Raw genomic sequence first — 13,462 nt, 5'->3', positions numbered from 1 at the left:
GGTCAGCGCGCGCGAAACGCCTAGCGGCCGCCCGCCACGTCGAGGAGTGCGCCCGTCACATACGAGGCGGCGTCGCTCAGCAACCAGACGATGGCCTCGGCCACTTCACCGGCCGTGCCGGGGCGGCCCAACGGCGTGGTCGCGCCGAGTTGCGCGGCGCGCTCGGGCTTGCCGCCGCTCGCGTGGATCTCAGTGTCGATCAGACCGGGACGCACCGCATTGACGCGCACGCCTTGCTGGCCGAGTTCCTTGGCGAGGCCGAGCGTCATGGTGTCGACGGCGCCTTTCGAGCCGGCATAGTCGACATATTCGTTCGGTGAGCCGAGCCGCGACGCCGCCGACGAAACGTTCACGATCACGCCGCCCGCGCCGCCACGCGTGGTCGACATGCGCCGCGCGGCTTCGCGTGCGCAGAGATACGCGCCCAGCACGTTGACGTCGAACATGCGCTTCAGGCGCGCGAGGTCCATGTCGGCGAGTTGGCTGGACGGCGCGACGATGCCCGCGTTGTTGACGAGTGCATCGAGCCGCCCGGACTTCTGTTCAAGCGTGTCGAACATGGCCAGCACGTCGGCTTCGTTCGCGACGTCGCCGGCGATCGTCAACGCGCGGCCGCCGGCGCGTTCCACTTCGGCGGCCGTCTCTTGCGCTGCCGCGAGATTCTGCGCGTAATTCACGCCGACGGACCAGCCGCGCGCACCCAGCAAACGCGCGGTCGCGCGGCCAATGCCGCGGCTGCCACCGGTGATCAGAACGGCTTTCGTCATCGCAACCTCATGGTTCGGGAAAAGTCAGACCGCGTCGCGCTTGATCGCCCATTTGTCGCTGGCGGGCGGCTGATAGCGTTGCAGCTTGCCGATCAACGCGGCGGGATCGGCGTCGATCTGCAGGATGTCGAAATAGGTCTGGCGCATGAAGCCTTCTTCGACGGTATGCTGCAGCAGATTGATCAACGGGTCATAGAAGCCGTCGATATTCAGCACGGCCACCGGTTTCTGGTGGTAGCCGAGTTGCGCCCACGTGTAGACCTCGAACAGTTCTTCGAGCGTACCCGCGCCGCCCGGCATCGCGACGAACGCGTCGGACAGGTCGGCCATCATCTTCTTGCGATGATGCATGTCGGGCACCACGTGCAATTCGGTCAGGCCGTTGTGACCGACTTCCTTGCTGACCAGCAGTTCGGGAATCACGCCGATCGCGCGGCCGCCTTCGGCCATCACGGTGTCGGCGATCACGCCCATCAGACCGACCTTGCCGCCGCCGTAAACGAGCGCCAGATCGGCTTGCACCAGCGCGCGGCCAAAGGCGCGCGCCGCTTCGGCATACAACGGTTTAGCCCCGTTGGAGGAGCCGCAATACACACACACCGACTTCATGCTCAAGCGTCCTTCGGTTCGTTGCGGGGCGCGGCGCCTTCCTTGGGCGGCAGGTAGTCGTAAAACTCGCGCTTGGGCAGTTTGCCCGACACGAGGTCGTCGAAAATCTGCCGCGAGCGGCCGCGCAGATAAGGCGCCATCAACGAGACGATCTGCACGCTCACCTGATGCAGTTCCGCGCGAATCGCTTCCTGCTCGTTGTATTTGCGCGGGTTCATCACGAACTGGTACGAGAGCCAATACGTGCCGATCACGCCGACGTTGGTGGCGATCACGTGCAGTTCTTCAGGTGTGGCGACCATTTCGCCGTCGGCCACGAGCTGCTCGCAGAACTGGCTCGCAAAACGCACCTTGTGGCTGATGATCTGCTTGAAGTGCGTTTCGAGCGTGCGATTACGCGCCAGCAGATCGTTCAGATCACGATACAGGAAGCGATAGCGCCAGGTGAAATCGACCATGTACTGCAGATACGACCACATTTCGTCGATGGTCGCGCGATGGTCGTCGGGAAAACGCAGACGCTTTTCGATCTCCTGCTCGAACTGGCTGAAGATGCTGTTGATGATGTCGTCTTTGTTGCGGAAGTGGTAGTACAGGTTGCCTGGACTGATTTCCATTTCCTCGGCGATCGTCGTCGTCGTGACGTTCGGCTCGCCGATTTCGTTGAACAGCTTCAACGAGAGTTCGAGAATCCGTTCGCGCGTGCGGCGGGGAGGTTTGGCTTCCATGTCGTCCGGCCCTGGTTACGCCGGGCTGGGGCACACGGCGGCGTGCCGCTCTTTGCGTGATCCGCCCGGACGCGGTTGGTGTATCGAACGATTATAAACCGAGCGTTCTTATACCAAGCGAATACTCAGGGTTTTCATTATTCGCGCCGATTTCGCGCACAGTTCGCTTACGGTTCGGCTGCGCCGAAGCGGCCGCGGCGCGGCTTCACAGCCATGCCTTGAGCCACTGCACCACGAGCGGCCCGACGATCAGCAGCCACGTCATCAGGCACATGCCGAGCGCGACCATCACGGCCGCGCTGCCGAGATCCTTCGCGCGTCGCGAGAGTTCGTGGCGTTCGAGCGAAATGCGGTCGATCGCCGCTTCGACGCTCGAATTCAGCAACTCGACGATCAGCACCAGCAGCACGGAGCCGAGCAGCAGCACGCGCGATACCGGATCGACCGGCACCAGCACGCCGCACGGAATCAGGATCGCGGCGAGCGTGAGTTCCTGGCGAAATGCGCTTTCCTCGCGGATCGCGACGCGAAATCCGGCGAGCGAATTTTTCATCGCGTGCCAGGCGCGCGTGACGCCGCGATTGCCCTTGTACGGATTGAAGGGCAGCGGCGCGAGCGGATCGTCGGGGCTGAGCGGTTCGTGCTGCGCGTCGTGCTGCGTTTCGTCTTGTGCGTCGCGTTGCGGGGCGTGTCGCATGCCGTTCGTCACGCTCGTGCGGTTCATGCCGTCCAAACCATGCGCGTGATCTGCATGATTCGGCGTGCCTGGTTCACTCACGTCGTCGAACGGTTCGATGCTGGCGGTACTGTCGGTATCGACGGCGCGCAGCGCGCCGTTCGACGCGCGGGCCACAGTAGTGGTTCTGGTTCGCATGGACAGCTCGGCGCGCCGCGTCATGCGGCGGCGCTTTCCTCGCGGTACGTTGCGCGCGGCAGTGGCTTCAGATGCGCGGCGAACTGCTCGGAGGCCGCCGCCCACGAGAAGCGTTCGGCCCACGCGCGCGCATGGTTGCGATCGATCTTCAGGGCTTCCAGGCAAGCTTCGCGCAGGTCCTCGTGCATCGCGCCGGCGCCGCCGTCGCCGAGCACGTCGATCGGACCGGTGACCGGATATGCCGCGACGGGCGTGCCGCAGGCGAGCGCTTCGAGCAGCACGAGCCCGAACGTGTCGGTACGGCTCGGGAACACGAACACGTCAGCGGCCGCATAGACCTTCGCCAGTTCGGCCTGCGTGAGCACGCCCAGATAATTCGCTTGCGGATAGCGCGACTTCAGTTCGGCGAGCGCCGGGCCTTCACCGGCCACCCACTTCGAGCCGGGCAGATCGAGCTTCAGAAACGCCTCGACGTTTTTCTCGACCGCCACGCGTCCCACGTACAGAAAGATCGGCCGGGCGGTATTGAGCACCTTCGAGTCCATCTGGTGAAAGATGTCCAGGTCGACGCCGCGCGTCCACAGCACGACGTTGGTGAAGCCGAATTTCTCCAGGTCGCTCTTGACGACCGGCGTGGGCGCCATCACGGACAGAGACGGCTTGTGAAACCAGTGCAGGAACTTGTAGGTCGCGGCGAGCGGAATGCCGAAGCGCGCCTGCACATACTCCGGAAAACGCGTGTGATAAGCGGTCGTGAACGGTAGCTTGTGTTGAATCGCATAGGCGCGCGCGGCCATGCCGAGCGGACCTTCCGTGGCGATATGCAAGGCGTCGGGCGCGAATGCGTCGATACGCTGGCGCAGCTTGCGGCGCGGCAGCAGCGACAGACGGATCTCCGGATAGGTCGGGCAAGGGATCGTCTTGAACTCGAGCGGCGTCAGCAGATCGACGCGGTGGCCGAGTGCGCTGAGTTCGCGCGTGGTGTTTTTCAGCGTGCGCACGACGCCATTGACCTGCGGTTCCCATGCGTCGGTGACGATCATGATCTTCATCGGTTTCGGCCCAATAGAGAAGTTAACAAGCAGGGACTACGCGGTCGCCCGGGCCTTTTGCACGCCCACTTCAGGGGAGCGCACCACGGTCCAGTAGATCACCTTGAGTTCGCCTTCATACGTCTCGACCAGTGCTGACAAACTTTCGACCCAGTCGCCGTCGTTGCAATACAGCACGCCGTCGATATCGCGTATCTCGGCTTTGTGGATGTGCCCGCAGACCACGCCGTCGCAGCCGCGGCGGCGCGCTTCGTCGGTCATCACGCGTTCGAACGACGAGATGAAATTCACCGCGTTCTTCACCTGATGCTTCAGGTACTGCGATAGCGACCAGTACGGAAAACCGAGCCGGCTGCGGATCCGGTTGAACCAGCGGTTCAGGATCAGGATCATGGTGTAGAGCGTGTCGCCGAGATAGGCGAGCCACTTGGCGTGCTGGATCACGCCGTCGAACAGATCGCCGTGCACGATCCACAGACGCTTGCCGGCGAGCGTGGTGTGAAACGCCTCGCCGCGCACGTGGATGTCGCCGAACGCGAGATCGCAGAACTGGCGCGCGGCTTCGTCGTGATTGCCGGGCACGTAGATCACCTGGGTGCCTTTGCGCGCCTTGCGCAGCACCTTCTGCACGACGTCGTTGTGCGCCTGCGGCCAGTACCAGCCTTTCTTCAACTGCCAGCCGTCGATGATGTCGCCCACGAGGTACAGATACTCCGACTCGTTGTGGCGCAGGAAATCGAGCAGATAGGGCGCCTGGCAGCCGCTCGAACCGAGATGGATGTCGGAGAGCCAGATGGTGCGGTAGCGGTGCGGCGCGGCGTGGTCGTCGTCGTGCTGGCCGGCGTTGGCGTCGAGCGGCAATGGCGCCACGGGCAACGGCCGTCCGTGGCTATGGTTGGGTTCCGGGAGGAACGCGACGGGGTCGACGCTCGGGCCGGTCTGGCGGAACAGGGAAGTCGCGGACGTTTTGGGGTCCATGGCTCACGCGTCGAGTTGCGGTGCCCGTATTGGGCCGGGCGCGCGTGACTGTGCCGTGACAGTCATGAGAAGTTCTTATTACTGCGGACGCGGGGACAGGGGGCGGTGGGGTGTGAGATGCGAGGCGGAAGATGCAGTGAAATCGAATTGGTGTGAGGTGCGATGGTCTGTGAAGCGGGAGGCGCGGCGGAGGGCGAGGGGCGGTGAAGCCGGAGAAGCCGCAAAGCGCGAGAGGCGGAAATCAACGCATCAAAAGAACCGCCGGTGCAGATCTCACGATGTGGCGCCGGTCCAACAGGAGAGCGAAGGAATTGCCCGGCGAGTTCTACCGCTCAACCGGAGACGCTAACGACCCGAGTGCCGGCGAGGCGATCGTGCAGGAATTGGCGTTGCGAATCGAACCGCCCGGTGGCGGCCCACAACACGAACCAGATTCCGGCGATCGCGAGCGTCTGCGGCAGCTTGAGTCCGAGCAGCGGATGCAGCGCGAGCGGCGGCAAAAACCACAGCCACGCAAGCACGTAGCGGGTTATGGCACGACCGGTGGAGAGCGGCGCACCGTCGGCGGCGACGACGCGCAGACGCCAGGTTTTCATCGGCAGGGTCTGGCCGCTGTGGGTCCAGAACCAGACGAAGTACACGCCGACCACGAGCCCGATCCATGCGGCCAGCAGGTTGTGATGGGTCAGCCCGTTGCGTTGCTGGGTCAGGGTGCTGAACAGATATCCGGCGATGAACACCACGCCGAACAGAATCAGCGCTTCGTACAGCAGCGCTGCGAGACGCCGCCTTACGGTGGGCGCATTGCCGGTTGCATCAACGGGCAATGCGGCGGGAGAAAGCGGCTGGGACACTGCGGGGTCCGATCAGGAGCCGTTGAAGATCGACGGCGCTTCAGCCGGTGAAACCGGCAGCGGCGTAGCGGGCACGAAGCTGCCGGTGGCGGGAATCGGCGGCGCGGCGGCCGGGCTCGGCAACGACGCGGCCGCCGCGGCGCTCACGGCTGCGGCGCCGCTTGCGCCGTGCTCACGCGCATTCACGAGCCGATCGAGTCCCTTGATCTCACTGCGGCCCGAGGGCGGCGCACTGACGACGCTCGGCCGCCGTTTGCGCTCGCTGGCGGCGAGCCGTTCCTTCTGCTCTTCGGGCAGTTGCTGATAGGCCTTCCACGCGTTCTGCCGGGCTTCGCGCGGCAATTCCTTCGACACCTGATAGTTTTCTCGCGCGACACGCCGCTGATCGGGCGTCATGCGGGTCCACTCAGTCATGCGCTCGTGTAGGCGTTTTTGCGCATCGGGCGACATCTTCGGGTAACGTGATGCGATCTTGATCCATTTGCGCTTGCGTTCGTCGCTAAACGAATCCCATTGGGCTTCGAACGGCGCGAGCGCGATATGCTCGGCGGAAGTCAGGCGCGTCCACGCCATTGGGCTGTTGCTGCCGGGCAGGCTCGGCAATTCGACGGCGAGCGTGGGCGAGGGCGCGGGCGCCTTGGCGGTGGCGTTGCCGCCCGCGACGGGCGCACTGGCGGTCGACGGACCCGGGTAAAAGCGCGGATATGTCGCGGCGAACGACACCAGGGCCGCGATCGTGCATCCGAAAACAACGGCCAGGCCGCGCTTGTAACTCACCCGAGAAATCTCCCGCTCAGTGGGCGCGTGAAAGGTACGCGTTGAAACCGTGGTCGAGATAGGCATTGAGCGGCAGGTCGTCGCTTAACATGGCAGCATCGATATCGGCGAGCTCGGCGGTGCGTTGCTGGTCTTCCCAGTAGGCGATCCCCACGAGGCTGACCACCAGCGCGACGAGCGGCCACGCAAGCGCGAAGCGGCGCAGCGGCGAACGGCGGCGCTGCGGCAGTTCCGCTGGCGGCATGCCGGCAGGCACGCCCGCGCCGGCGAAGGCCGGCACGAACACGGGCGCACTCACGGTTTCGGGCTTCTTGCGGGCGAGCGCGGCGCGGCGCGCCGCGGCGAGTCGATCGACAGTGGCGGACGGAATGCTGGCGGCGTTTTCGTCGAGCGCGCGGCGCACCTGGCGGGCGAACTCGAGTTCTTTGGTTTCTAGGGAGCTCATAGCGTGATTCCTTTGGCCTTGAGCGCTTGCGCCAGCGTGTGGGTGGCCCGCGAGCAGTGCGTTTTCACACTGCCTTCGGAGCAGCCCATTGCGGCGGCAGTCTCGGCGACATCCATATCCTCCCAATAACGCATGAGAAACGCCTCCCGTTGACGTGCCGGTAACTTTTGGATCTCGTCGTCGATTAACTGCAGGACCTGTTCGCGTTCGAGTTTCTGTTCGTTGCTCTCGGCGCCCGCCGAGCCTTGCTGGGCCTCGAAGGTTTCGAGGGGGTCGAATTCGTCGTCGTCGGCGTTGCCGAGCGACGAAAAGAGACTAACCCAAGTATTGCGCACTTTGGCACGACGGAAATAGTCGTGCATCGCATTCTGGAGAATACGCTGAAACAGGAGCGGAAGTTCGGCCGCCGGACGGTCGCCGTATTTTTCGGCGAGCTTGATCATCGCGTCCTGCACGATGTCGAGCGAGGCGTCGTCGTCCCGCACGGCGTAGACCGTCTGCTTGAATGCGCGCCTTTCGACGCCCGCCAGAAAATCGGCGAGTTCCTTGTCTGATGCCATCCGTTGGGGGTCGGCGCAGCGAGCGTGCGCGTAATCGGTCGAAAAATGTCGTAAAACTCGCGGATGCTAACAAACTTTTGCGCCGCTGGGGCGAAACGTGATTCAGCTTGCATCTCCATAACAGCCTTTCGGTCAATATCGAGAGTTCGGTGCGGCGTGCTCAGGCAATATTTGCTTGACCGCGCGGGCGTCTGCAGATATCGTCGCTGGTTCGCAACATAAGTGACTTGTCTCATTGAGGTGTGGCCCAAGAAGCTCACCTGTCAACTGGACGCGCCGCTTGAACCCGAGCCACAAGCCCGGCAGAGAGCACCCGATCAATTTTTTGCCGAAAATTCGAAAGGTGAATAAATGAATATGCCCAGCGCGGAATTCTCCACGTCGGATACGACCCCCCATCCCGAAGCTGACTCTATCGGCGCCACTGTGCTCATGAAGGCACTGGCCGACGAAGACGTCGAGTTTGTCTGGGGCTATCCCGGCGGCTCGGTACTCTACATTTACGACGAGCTGTACAAGCAGGACAAATTCCAGCACGTCCTCGTGCGCCACGAGCAGGCCGCGGTCCACGCCGCCGACGCCTATGCGCGTTCCACCGGCAAGGTCGGTGTGTGCCTCGTGACCTCCGGCCCCGGCGTCACCAATGCGGTGACGGGCATCGCCACCGCGTACATGGATTCGATCCCGATGGTGGTGATCAGCGGCCAGGTGCCGACTGCCGCGATCGGCCAGGATGCGTTCCAGGAGTGCGACACGGTTGGTATCACGCGTCCTTGCGTGAAGCACAACTTCCTCGTGAAGGACGTGCGCGACCTCGCCGCCACCGTCAAGAAAGCCTTCTACATTGCTCGTACCGGCCGTCCCGGCCCGGTGCTGATCGACATTCCGAAAGACGTGTCGAAGGCGCCGTGCCAGTACGAACCGCTCAAAACGGTTTCGCTGCGTTCGTATAACCCGGTCACGAAGGGCCACTCCGGCCAGATCCGCAAAGCGGTCTCGCTGTTGTTGTCGGCCAGGCGTCCGTACATCTATACCGGCGGCGGCATCATTCTCGCGGACGCATCGCGTGAGTTGAACCAGTTCGCCGATCTGCTCGGCTACCCCGTCACCAACACGTTGATGGGTTTGGGCGGCTACCGCGCGAGCGACAAGAAATTCCTCGGCATGCTCGGCATGCACGGCACGTACGAAGCCAACATGGCGATGCAGCACTGCGACGTGCTGATCGCGATCGGCGCGCGTTTCGACGACCGTGTGATCGGCGACCCGGCGCACTTCGCATCGCGTCCGCGCAAGATCATCCATATCGACATCGATCCGTCCTCCATCTCCAAGCGCGTCAAGGTCGACATTCCGATCGTCGGCGACGTGAAGGAAGTGCTGAAGGAGCTGATCGAGCAGCTGCAAACGGCCGAGCATGGCCCGGACACCGCGGCGCTCGCCGACTGGTGGAAGGACATCGAAGCCTGGCGCGCGAAAGACTGCCTCAAGTTCGACCGCAAGAGCGACATCATCAAGCCGCAGTACGTGGTGGAAAAGGCGTGGGAACTGACCGACGGCAATGCCTTCGTGTGTTCCGACGTCGGCCAGCACCAGATGTGGGCGGCGCAGTTCTATCGCTTCAACAAGCCGCGCCGCTGGATCAACTCCGGTGGTCTCGGCACGATGGGCTTCGGCCTGCCGGCGGCGATGGGCGTGAAGATGGCGCACCCGGACGACGACGTGCTCTGTATCACGGGCGAAGGCTCGATCCAGATGTGCATTCAGGAGCTCTCCACCTGCAAGCAGTATGAGACTCCGGTGAAGATCATTTCGCTGAACAACCGCTATCTGGGCATGGTGCGCCAGTGGCAGCAGATCGAATACAGCAAGCGCTATTCGCATTCGTACATGGATGCGCTGCCGGATTTCGTGAAGCTCGCCGAAGCGTACGGCCATGTCGGCATGCGTATCGAACGCACGGCAGATGTCGAGCCGGCGCTCAAGGAAGCGCTGCGCCTGAAAGATCGCACGGTGTTTCTCGATTTCCAGACCGATCCGACCGAAAACGTCTGGCCGATGGTTCAGGCCGGCAAGGGCATCACCGAGATGCTCATGGGTTCGGAAGATCTATAACGACGGCGCGTTGAGTTAAACGCCGCGTTGGCTTCGTCCTGCGCGCCTTCATGAAAGGCGAGCTGCGGACGAAGCGGCGCGAACCGTTCGCAGACATCGACAAAACATCTGGAAGAAGCGAAACATGAGACACATCATTTCCGTCCTGCTGGAAAACGAACCGGGCGCGTTATCACGCGTGGTTGGTCTCTTCTCGGCACGCGGCTACAACATTGAAACCTTGACGGTGGCTCCGACCGAAGACCGTTCGCTGTCGCGCATGACCATCGTCTCCATTGGCTCGGACGACGTGATCGAACAGATCACGAAGCATCTGAACCGCCTGATCGAGGTGGTGAAAGTGGTCGACCTTACCGAGGGCGCCCACATCGAGCGCGAGCTGATGTTGATCAAGGTGAGGGCGGTCGGCAAGGAACGTGAGGAGATGAAGCGGATGTCGGATATTTTCCGCGGCCGCATCATCGACGTCACTGAAAAGACCTACACGATCGAACTGACGGGCGCGAGCGAGAAGCTCGATGCTTTCATCGAAGGGCTCGACGCGACGGCGATTCTCGAGACGGTCCGTACGGGCAGCTCGGGTATCGGTCGCGGCGAGCGCATTCTGAAGGTGTGACGCGCGAGCGTTCAACCGTCTCGATCCAGGCCGGGCAGTGCCTTTAAGAACCCGGCCAGCAACAACTATATGCAGTATTTGAATCTCACTGAATCATCGAATTTAGCCAAGGAACCGACATGAAAGTTTTCTACGACAAGGACGCCGACCTCTCCCTCATCAAGGGCAAGCAAGTCACCATCATCGGCTATGGCTCGCAAGGCCATGCGCACGCGCTGAACCTGAAGGAAAGCGGCGTGAACATCACGGTCGGTCTGCGCAAGGGCGGCGCATCGTGGAGCAAGGCTGAGAACGCCGGCCTGCAAGTCAAGGAAGTGGCGGAAGCCGTCAAGGGCGCAGACGTGGTCATGATGCTGCTGCCGGACGAGCAGATCGCCGAAGTCTATGCGAAGGAAGTGCACGCTAACGCCAAGCAAGGCGCAGCGCTTGCGTTCGCACACGGCTTCAACGTTCACTACGGCCAGGTGATTCCGCGTGCCGACCTCGACGTGATCATGATCGCGCCGAAGGCGCCGGGCCACACGGTTCGCGGCACCTACTCGCAAGGTGGCGGCGTGCCGCACCTGATCGCTGTCGCGCAGGACAAGTCGGGCGCAGCACGTGACATCGCGCTGTCGTACGCTGCGGCGAACGGCGGCGGCCGTGCCGGCATCATCGAAACGAACTTCCGCGAAGAAACGGAAACCGACCTGTTCGGCGAACAAGCCGTGCTGTGCGGCGGTACGGTCGACCTGATCAAGGCCGGCTTCGAAACGCTGGTGGAAGCGGGCTACGCGCCGGAAATGGCGTACTTCGAATGCCTGCACGAACTGAAGCTGATCGTCGACCTGATCTACGAAGGCGGCATCGCGAACATGAACTACTCGATCTCGAACAACGCCGAATACGGCGAGTACGTGACGGGTCCGCGTATCGTGACGGCCGAAACGAAGAAGGCGATGAAGGCTGTGCTGACCGACATTCAAACGGGCGAGTACGCAAAGAGCTTCATCCTCGAAAACAAGGCCGGCGCACCGACGCTGCAATCGCGCCGCCGTCTGACGGCCGAGCACCAGATCGAACAGGTCGGTTCGAAGCTGCGCGCAATGATGCCGTGGATCGCGAAGAACAAGCTGGTCGACCAGTCGAAGAACTAAGCTGATTCAAGCTGATGTCCGGTGCGGCGCTATGCCGTAACAACCGGACAGATCAAAAAGCCGTCCAAGGGTGCTGAACCCTGGGCGGCTTTTGCTATCCTACGGTTTTACAAAAACACAGAAGCCATTCATGAATTACCCACATCCGATCATCGCGCGAGAAGGCTGGCCGTTCATCGCCATCGCGGCCGTCGTTGCACTCCTGATTCACTTCTTCGCGGGATTCGGCGTTTCATGGCTGTTCTGGCTGCTGTTGATTTTCGTCGTGCAGTTCTTCCGCGACCCGGCACGCCCGATCCCCACGCAGGCGAATGCCGTGCTGTGCCCGGCCGACGGCCGTATCGTCGCAGTCGAAACCGCGCACGATCCGTATGCCAATCGTGAAGCGCTGAAGATCAGCGTGTTCATGAACGTCTTCAACGTCCACTCGCAACGCTCGCCGGTGGATGGCGCGATCTCCAAGGTCGAATATTTTCCGGGTGCGTATCTGAATGCCGCGGTGGACAAGGCTTCCACCGAAAACGAACGCAATGCGATCGTGATCGAAACGGCCGGCGGCCAGACCGTGACGTCGGTGCAGATCGCCGGTTTGATCGCGCGGCGCATTCTTTGCTACGTACGGGCAGGTGAGCCGCTCACCCGTGGTCAGCGTTACGGATTTATCCGCTTCGGTTCGCGCGTCGACGTGTATCTGCCGGTGGGCAGCCGTCCGCGCGTGTCGATTGGCGAAAAGGTTTCCGCGTCGTCCACGATCCTCGCTGAACTATAAAGCGGCACCAAGGAGGTTTTCCGAATGGCCGCATTCAAACCGCGTCGACCCCGTAACAGCGGACCGCTTCCGCGTCCGTTCCGCCGTAACAAGCCGATGGTGACGGAGTCGGCGGTCGACAGCCGGCGCGCGCAGCGCCAGCAGTTCCTGAGAAAGCGCGGCATTTATCTGCTGCCGAACGCCTTTACCACGGCGGCGCTGTTCTGCGGCTTCTTTGCCGTGGTGCAGGCCATGAATGTGCGCTTCGAGGTCGCGGCCATCGCGATCTTCGTGGCCATGGTGCTCGACGGCATGGACGGCCGCGTCGCCCGCATGACGCATACGCAAAGCGCGTTCGGCGAGCAGTTCGACAGCCTCTCCGACATGGTGTCGTTCGGCGTGGCGCCGGCGCTCGTGATGTACGAGTGGATTCTGAAGGACCTCGGCCGCTGGGGCTGGCTTGCGGCGTTCGTCTACTGTTCGGGTGCGGCATTGCGTCTCGCGCGCTTCAACACGAACATCGGCGTGGTCGACAAGCGTTTCTTCCAGGGCATGCCGAGCCCGGCCGCGGCGGCGCTGATCGCCGGTTTCGTGTGGCTCGCCACGGACAACCGCGTACCGCTCAAGCTGGTCTGGCTGCCTTGGGTCGCCTTCGTGCTGACCATCTACGCCGGCGTGACGATGGTGTCGAACGCGCCGTTCTATAGCGGCAAGGCGCTCGACGTGCGGCATCGCGTGCCATTCGGCGTGATTCTGCTGGTGGTGGTCGCGTTCGTGCTGGTGTCCTCCGACCCGCCGCTGATGCTGTTCGGCCTGTTCGTGCTTTACGGCCTGTCCGGCTACGTGTTCTGGGGTTATCAGGCGTTACGCGGCAGGGCCAACCCGGCTCGGTCGGTGGCGCGCGACAGGTAATCGGTCGCTAGCGCAACGGGTTGAAACACACGATCAAACGGCGGCCTTCGGGCTGCCGTTTTTCGTTTGGCGAGCCCGTCTGGCGGCGCCGGCAAGCGGGTCCGGCGCCAATTGCGTGGCGGCGGGAATGCCGCTATAGTCGTTGGATGACTGCGTTCACGTTCCTCGTGGAGTCGCACTACGCGCCTTGACGGGTCATTGAACATGCCAGTGCCAGGGCGTCTGCCGCGCTGTTAGCAGAGAGCAGGGCCTTTTTGCCGCGCTGACCGTTTTTGCCCTCCGTCTGTCTCG

The 13,462-nt window shown here is 62.8% G+C and carries 15 protein-coding genes; 5 read left to right on the top strand and 10 right to left on the bottom strand.

Annotation, left to right across the window (positions count from 1 at the left end):
* Positions 1–20: 20 nt before the first annotated feature.
* The 10 genes from AC57B1_RS14915 to AC57B1_RS14870 all read right to left on the bottom strand — a co-directional run bounded on the left by AC57B1_RS14915 (position 21) and on the right by AC57B1_RS14870 (position 7,644).
* Positions 21–767 (bottom strand): SDR family oxidoreductase, encoded by a 747-nt coding sequence (locus tag AC57B1_RS14915; protein ID WP_496417865.1) that lies wholly within the window; start codon positions 765–767, stop codon positions 21–23.
* A 24-nt stretch (positions 768–791) separates the two neighbouring features.
* Positions 792–1,376: an LOG family protein gene (locus AC57B1_RS14910; protein WP_408345258.1), complete on the bottom strand. Its 585-nt coding sequence runs from the start codon at positions 1,374–1,376 to the stop codon at positions 792–794.
* 2 nt (positions 1,377–1,378) lie between these two features.
* On the bottom strand, positions 1,379–2,104 hold the full coding sequence (locus AC57B1_RS14905; RefSeq protein WP_091795911.1) for a TetR/AcrR family transcriptional regulator: 726 nt from the start codon (positions 2,102–2,104) through the stop codon (positions 1,379–1,381).
* Positions 2,105–2,309: 205 nt separating this feature from the next.
* Positions 2,310–2,978 carry a diacylglycerol kinase gene (locus AC57B1_RS14900; RefSeq protein ID WP_408345261.1) on the bottom strand — a complete coding sequence of 223 codons (669 nt, stop codon included), beginning with the start codon at positions 2,976–2,978 and terminating at the stop codon, positions 2,310–2,312.
* A gap of 20 nt (positions 2,979–2,998) precedes the next feature.
* Positions 2,999–4,030 carry a glycosyltransferase family 4 protein gene (locus AC57B1_RS14895; RefSeq protein ID WP_091795909.1) on the bottom strand — a complete coding sequence of 344 codons (1,032 nt, stop codon included), beginning with the start codon at positions 4,028–4,030 and terminating at the stop codon, positions 2,999–3,001.
* A 36-nt stretch (positions 4,031–4,066) separates the two neighbouring features.
* Entirely contained in the window at positions 4,067–5,008 is a 942-nt protein-coding gene (locus AC57B1_RS14890; RefSeq protein ID WP_408183452.1) for a UDP-2,3-diacylglucosamine diphosphatase, read from the bottom strand.
* 332 nt (positions 5,009–5,340) lie between these two features.
* Positions 5,341–5,862, bottom strand: a complete 522-nt coding sequence (locus tag AC57B1_RS14885; RefSeq protein ID WP_408345264.1) for an RDD family protein — start codon at positions 5,860–5,862, stop codon at positions 5,341–5,343.
* A gap of 12 nt (positions 5,863–5,874) precedes the next feature.
* A complete protein-coding gene (locus AC57B1_RS14880) occupies positions 5,875–6,639 on the bottom strand; it encodes a DUF3106 domain-containing protein (protein ID WP_408345267.1) in 765 nt (254 codons plus the stop codon).
* 16 nt (positions 6,640–6,655) lie between these two features.
* Positions 6,656–7,084: a DUF3619 family protein gene (locus AC57B1_RS14875; RefSeq protein WP_408183458.1), complete on the bottom strand. Its 429-nt coding sequence runs from the start codon at positions 7,082–7,084 to the stop codon at positions 6,656–6,658.
* Positions 7,081–7,644 carry an RNA polymerase sigma factor gene (locus AC57B1_RS14870; RefSeq protein ID WP_011487480.1) on the bottom strand — a complete coding sequence of 188 codons (564 nt, stop codon included), beginning with the start codon at positions 7,642–7,644 and terminating at the stop codon, positions 7,081–7,083. The genes AC57B1_RS14875 and AC57B1_RS14870 overlap by 4 nt, the downstream gene beginning before the upstream one ends.
* 351 nt (positions 7,645–7,995) lie before the next feature.
* On the opposite strand from AC57B1_RS14870, the gene AC57B1_RS14865 reads away from it, so the two are divergent.
* The 5 genes from AC57B1_RS14865 (at position 7,996) to pssA (ending at position 13,171) form a co-directional block, all read left to right on the top strand.
* Positions 7,996–9,759 carry an acetolactate synthase 3 catalytic subunit gene (locus AC57B1_RS14865; protein ID WP_091795898.1) on the top strand — a complete coding sequence of 588 codons (1,764 nt, stop codon included), beginning with the start codon at positions 7,996–7,998 and terminating at the stop codon, positions 9,757–9,759.
* 124 nt (positions 9,760–9,883) lie between these two features.
* Positions 9,884–10,375: an acetolactate synthase small subunit gene (ilvN, locus tag AC57B1_RS14860; RefSeq protein WP_091795896.1), complete on the top strand. Its 492-nt coding sequence runs from the start codon at positions 9,884–9,886 to the stop codon at positions 10,373–10,375.
* Between the two features lie 119 nt (positions 10,376–10,494).
* A complete protein-coding gene (gene ilvC / locus AC57B1_RS14855) occupies positions 10,495–11,511 on the top strand; it encodes a ketol-acid reductoisomerase (RefSeq protein ID WP_091795894.1) in 1,017 nt (338 codons plus the stop codon).
* Between the two features lie 130 nt (positions 11,512–11,641).
* Entirely contained in the window at positions 11,642–12,280 is a 639-nt protein-coding gene (locus AC57B1_RS14850) for a phosphatidylserine decarboxylase (protein ID WP_011487483.1), read from the top strand.
* A 24-nt stretch (positions 12,281–12,304) separates the two neighbouring features.
* Positions 12,305–13,171, top strand: coding sequence for a CDP-diacylglycerol--serine O-phosphatidyltransferase (gene pssA / locus AC57B1_RS14845; protein WP_091795892.1), 867 nt, complete (start codon positions 12,305–12,307; stop codon positions 13,169–13,171).
* The last annotated feature ends 291 nt before the right edge of the window (positions 13,172–13,462 follow it).

The sequence above is a fragment of the Paraburkholderia sp. BGA-UO-ETr-F21 genome (assembly GCF_059567925.1).
The sequence above is the reverse complement of the archived record's forward strand: the minus strand, read 5'-3'. Positions and strand labels throughout refer to the sequence as shown.

Excerpts from the sequence above, each read along its gene's own strand:
- AC57B1_RS14915 (WP_496417865.1), bottom strand. The coding sequence starts at position 767 with ATGACGAAAGCCGTTCTGATCACCGGTGGCAGCCGCGGCATTGGCCGC.
- AC57B1_RS14910 (WP_408345258.1), bottom strand. The coding sequence starts at position 1,376 with ATGAAGTCGGTGTGTGTGTATTGCGGCTCCTCCAACGGGGCTAAACCG.
- AC57B1_RS14905 (WP_091795911.1), bottom strand. The coding sequence starts at position 2,104 with ATGGAAGCCAAACCTCCCCGCCGCACGCGCGAACGGATTCTCGAACTC.
- AC57B1_RS14900 (WP_408345261.1), bottom strand. The coding sequence starts at position 2,978 with ATGCGAACCAGAACCACTACTGTGGCCCGCGCGTCGAACGGCGCGCTG.
- AC57B1_RS14895 (WP_091795909.1), bottom strand. The coding sequence starts at position 4,030 with ATGAAGATCATGATCGTCACCGACGCATGGGAACCGCAGGTCAATGGC.
- AC57B1_RS14890 (WP_408183452.1), bottom strand. The coding sequence starts at position 5,008 with ATGGACCCCAAAACGTCCGCGACTTCCCTGTTCCGCCAGACCGGCCCG.
- AC57B1_RS14875 (WP_408183458.1), bottom strand. The coding sequence starts at position 7,084 with ATGAGCTCCCTAGAAACCAAAGAACTCGAGTTCGCCCGCCAGGTGCGC.
- AC57B1_RS14870 (WP_011487480.1), bottom strand. The coding sequence starts at position 7,644 with ATGGCATCAGACAAGGAACTCGCCGATTTTCTGGCGGGCGTCGAAAGG.
- AC57B1_RS14865 (WP_091795898.1), top strand. The coding sequence starts at position 7,996 with ATGAATATGCCCAGCGCGGAATTCTCCACGTCGGATACGACCCCCCAT.
- ilvN (WP_091795896.1), top strand. The coding sequence starts at position 9,884 with ATGAGACACATCATTTCCGTCCTGCTGGAAAACGAACCGGGCGCGTTA.
- ilvC (WP_091795894.1), top strand. The coding sequence starts at position 10,495 with ATGAAAGTTTTCTACGACAAGGACGCCGACCTCTCCCTCATCAAGGGC.
- AC57B1_RS14850 (WP_011487483.1), top strand. The coding sequence starts at position 11,642 with ATGAATTACCCACATCCGATCATCGCGCGAGAAGGCTGGCCGTTCATC.
- pssA (WP_091795892.1), top strand. The coding sequence starts at position 12,305 with ATGGCCGCATTCAAACCGCGTCGACCCCGTAACAGCGGACCGCTTCCG.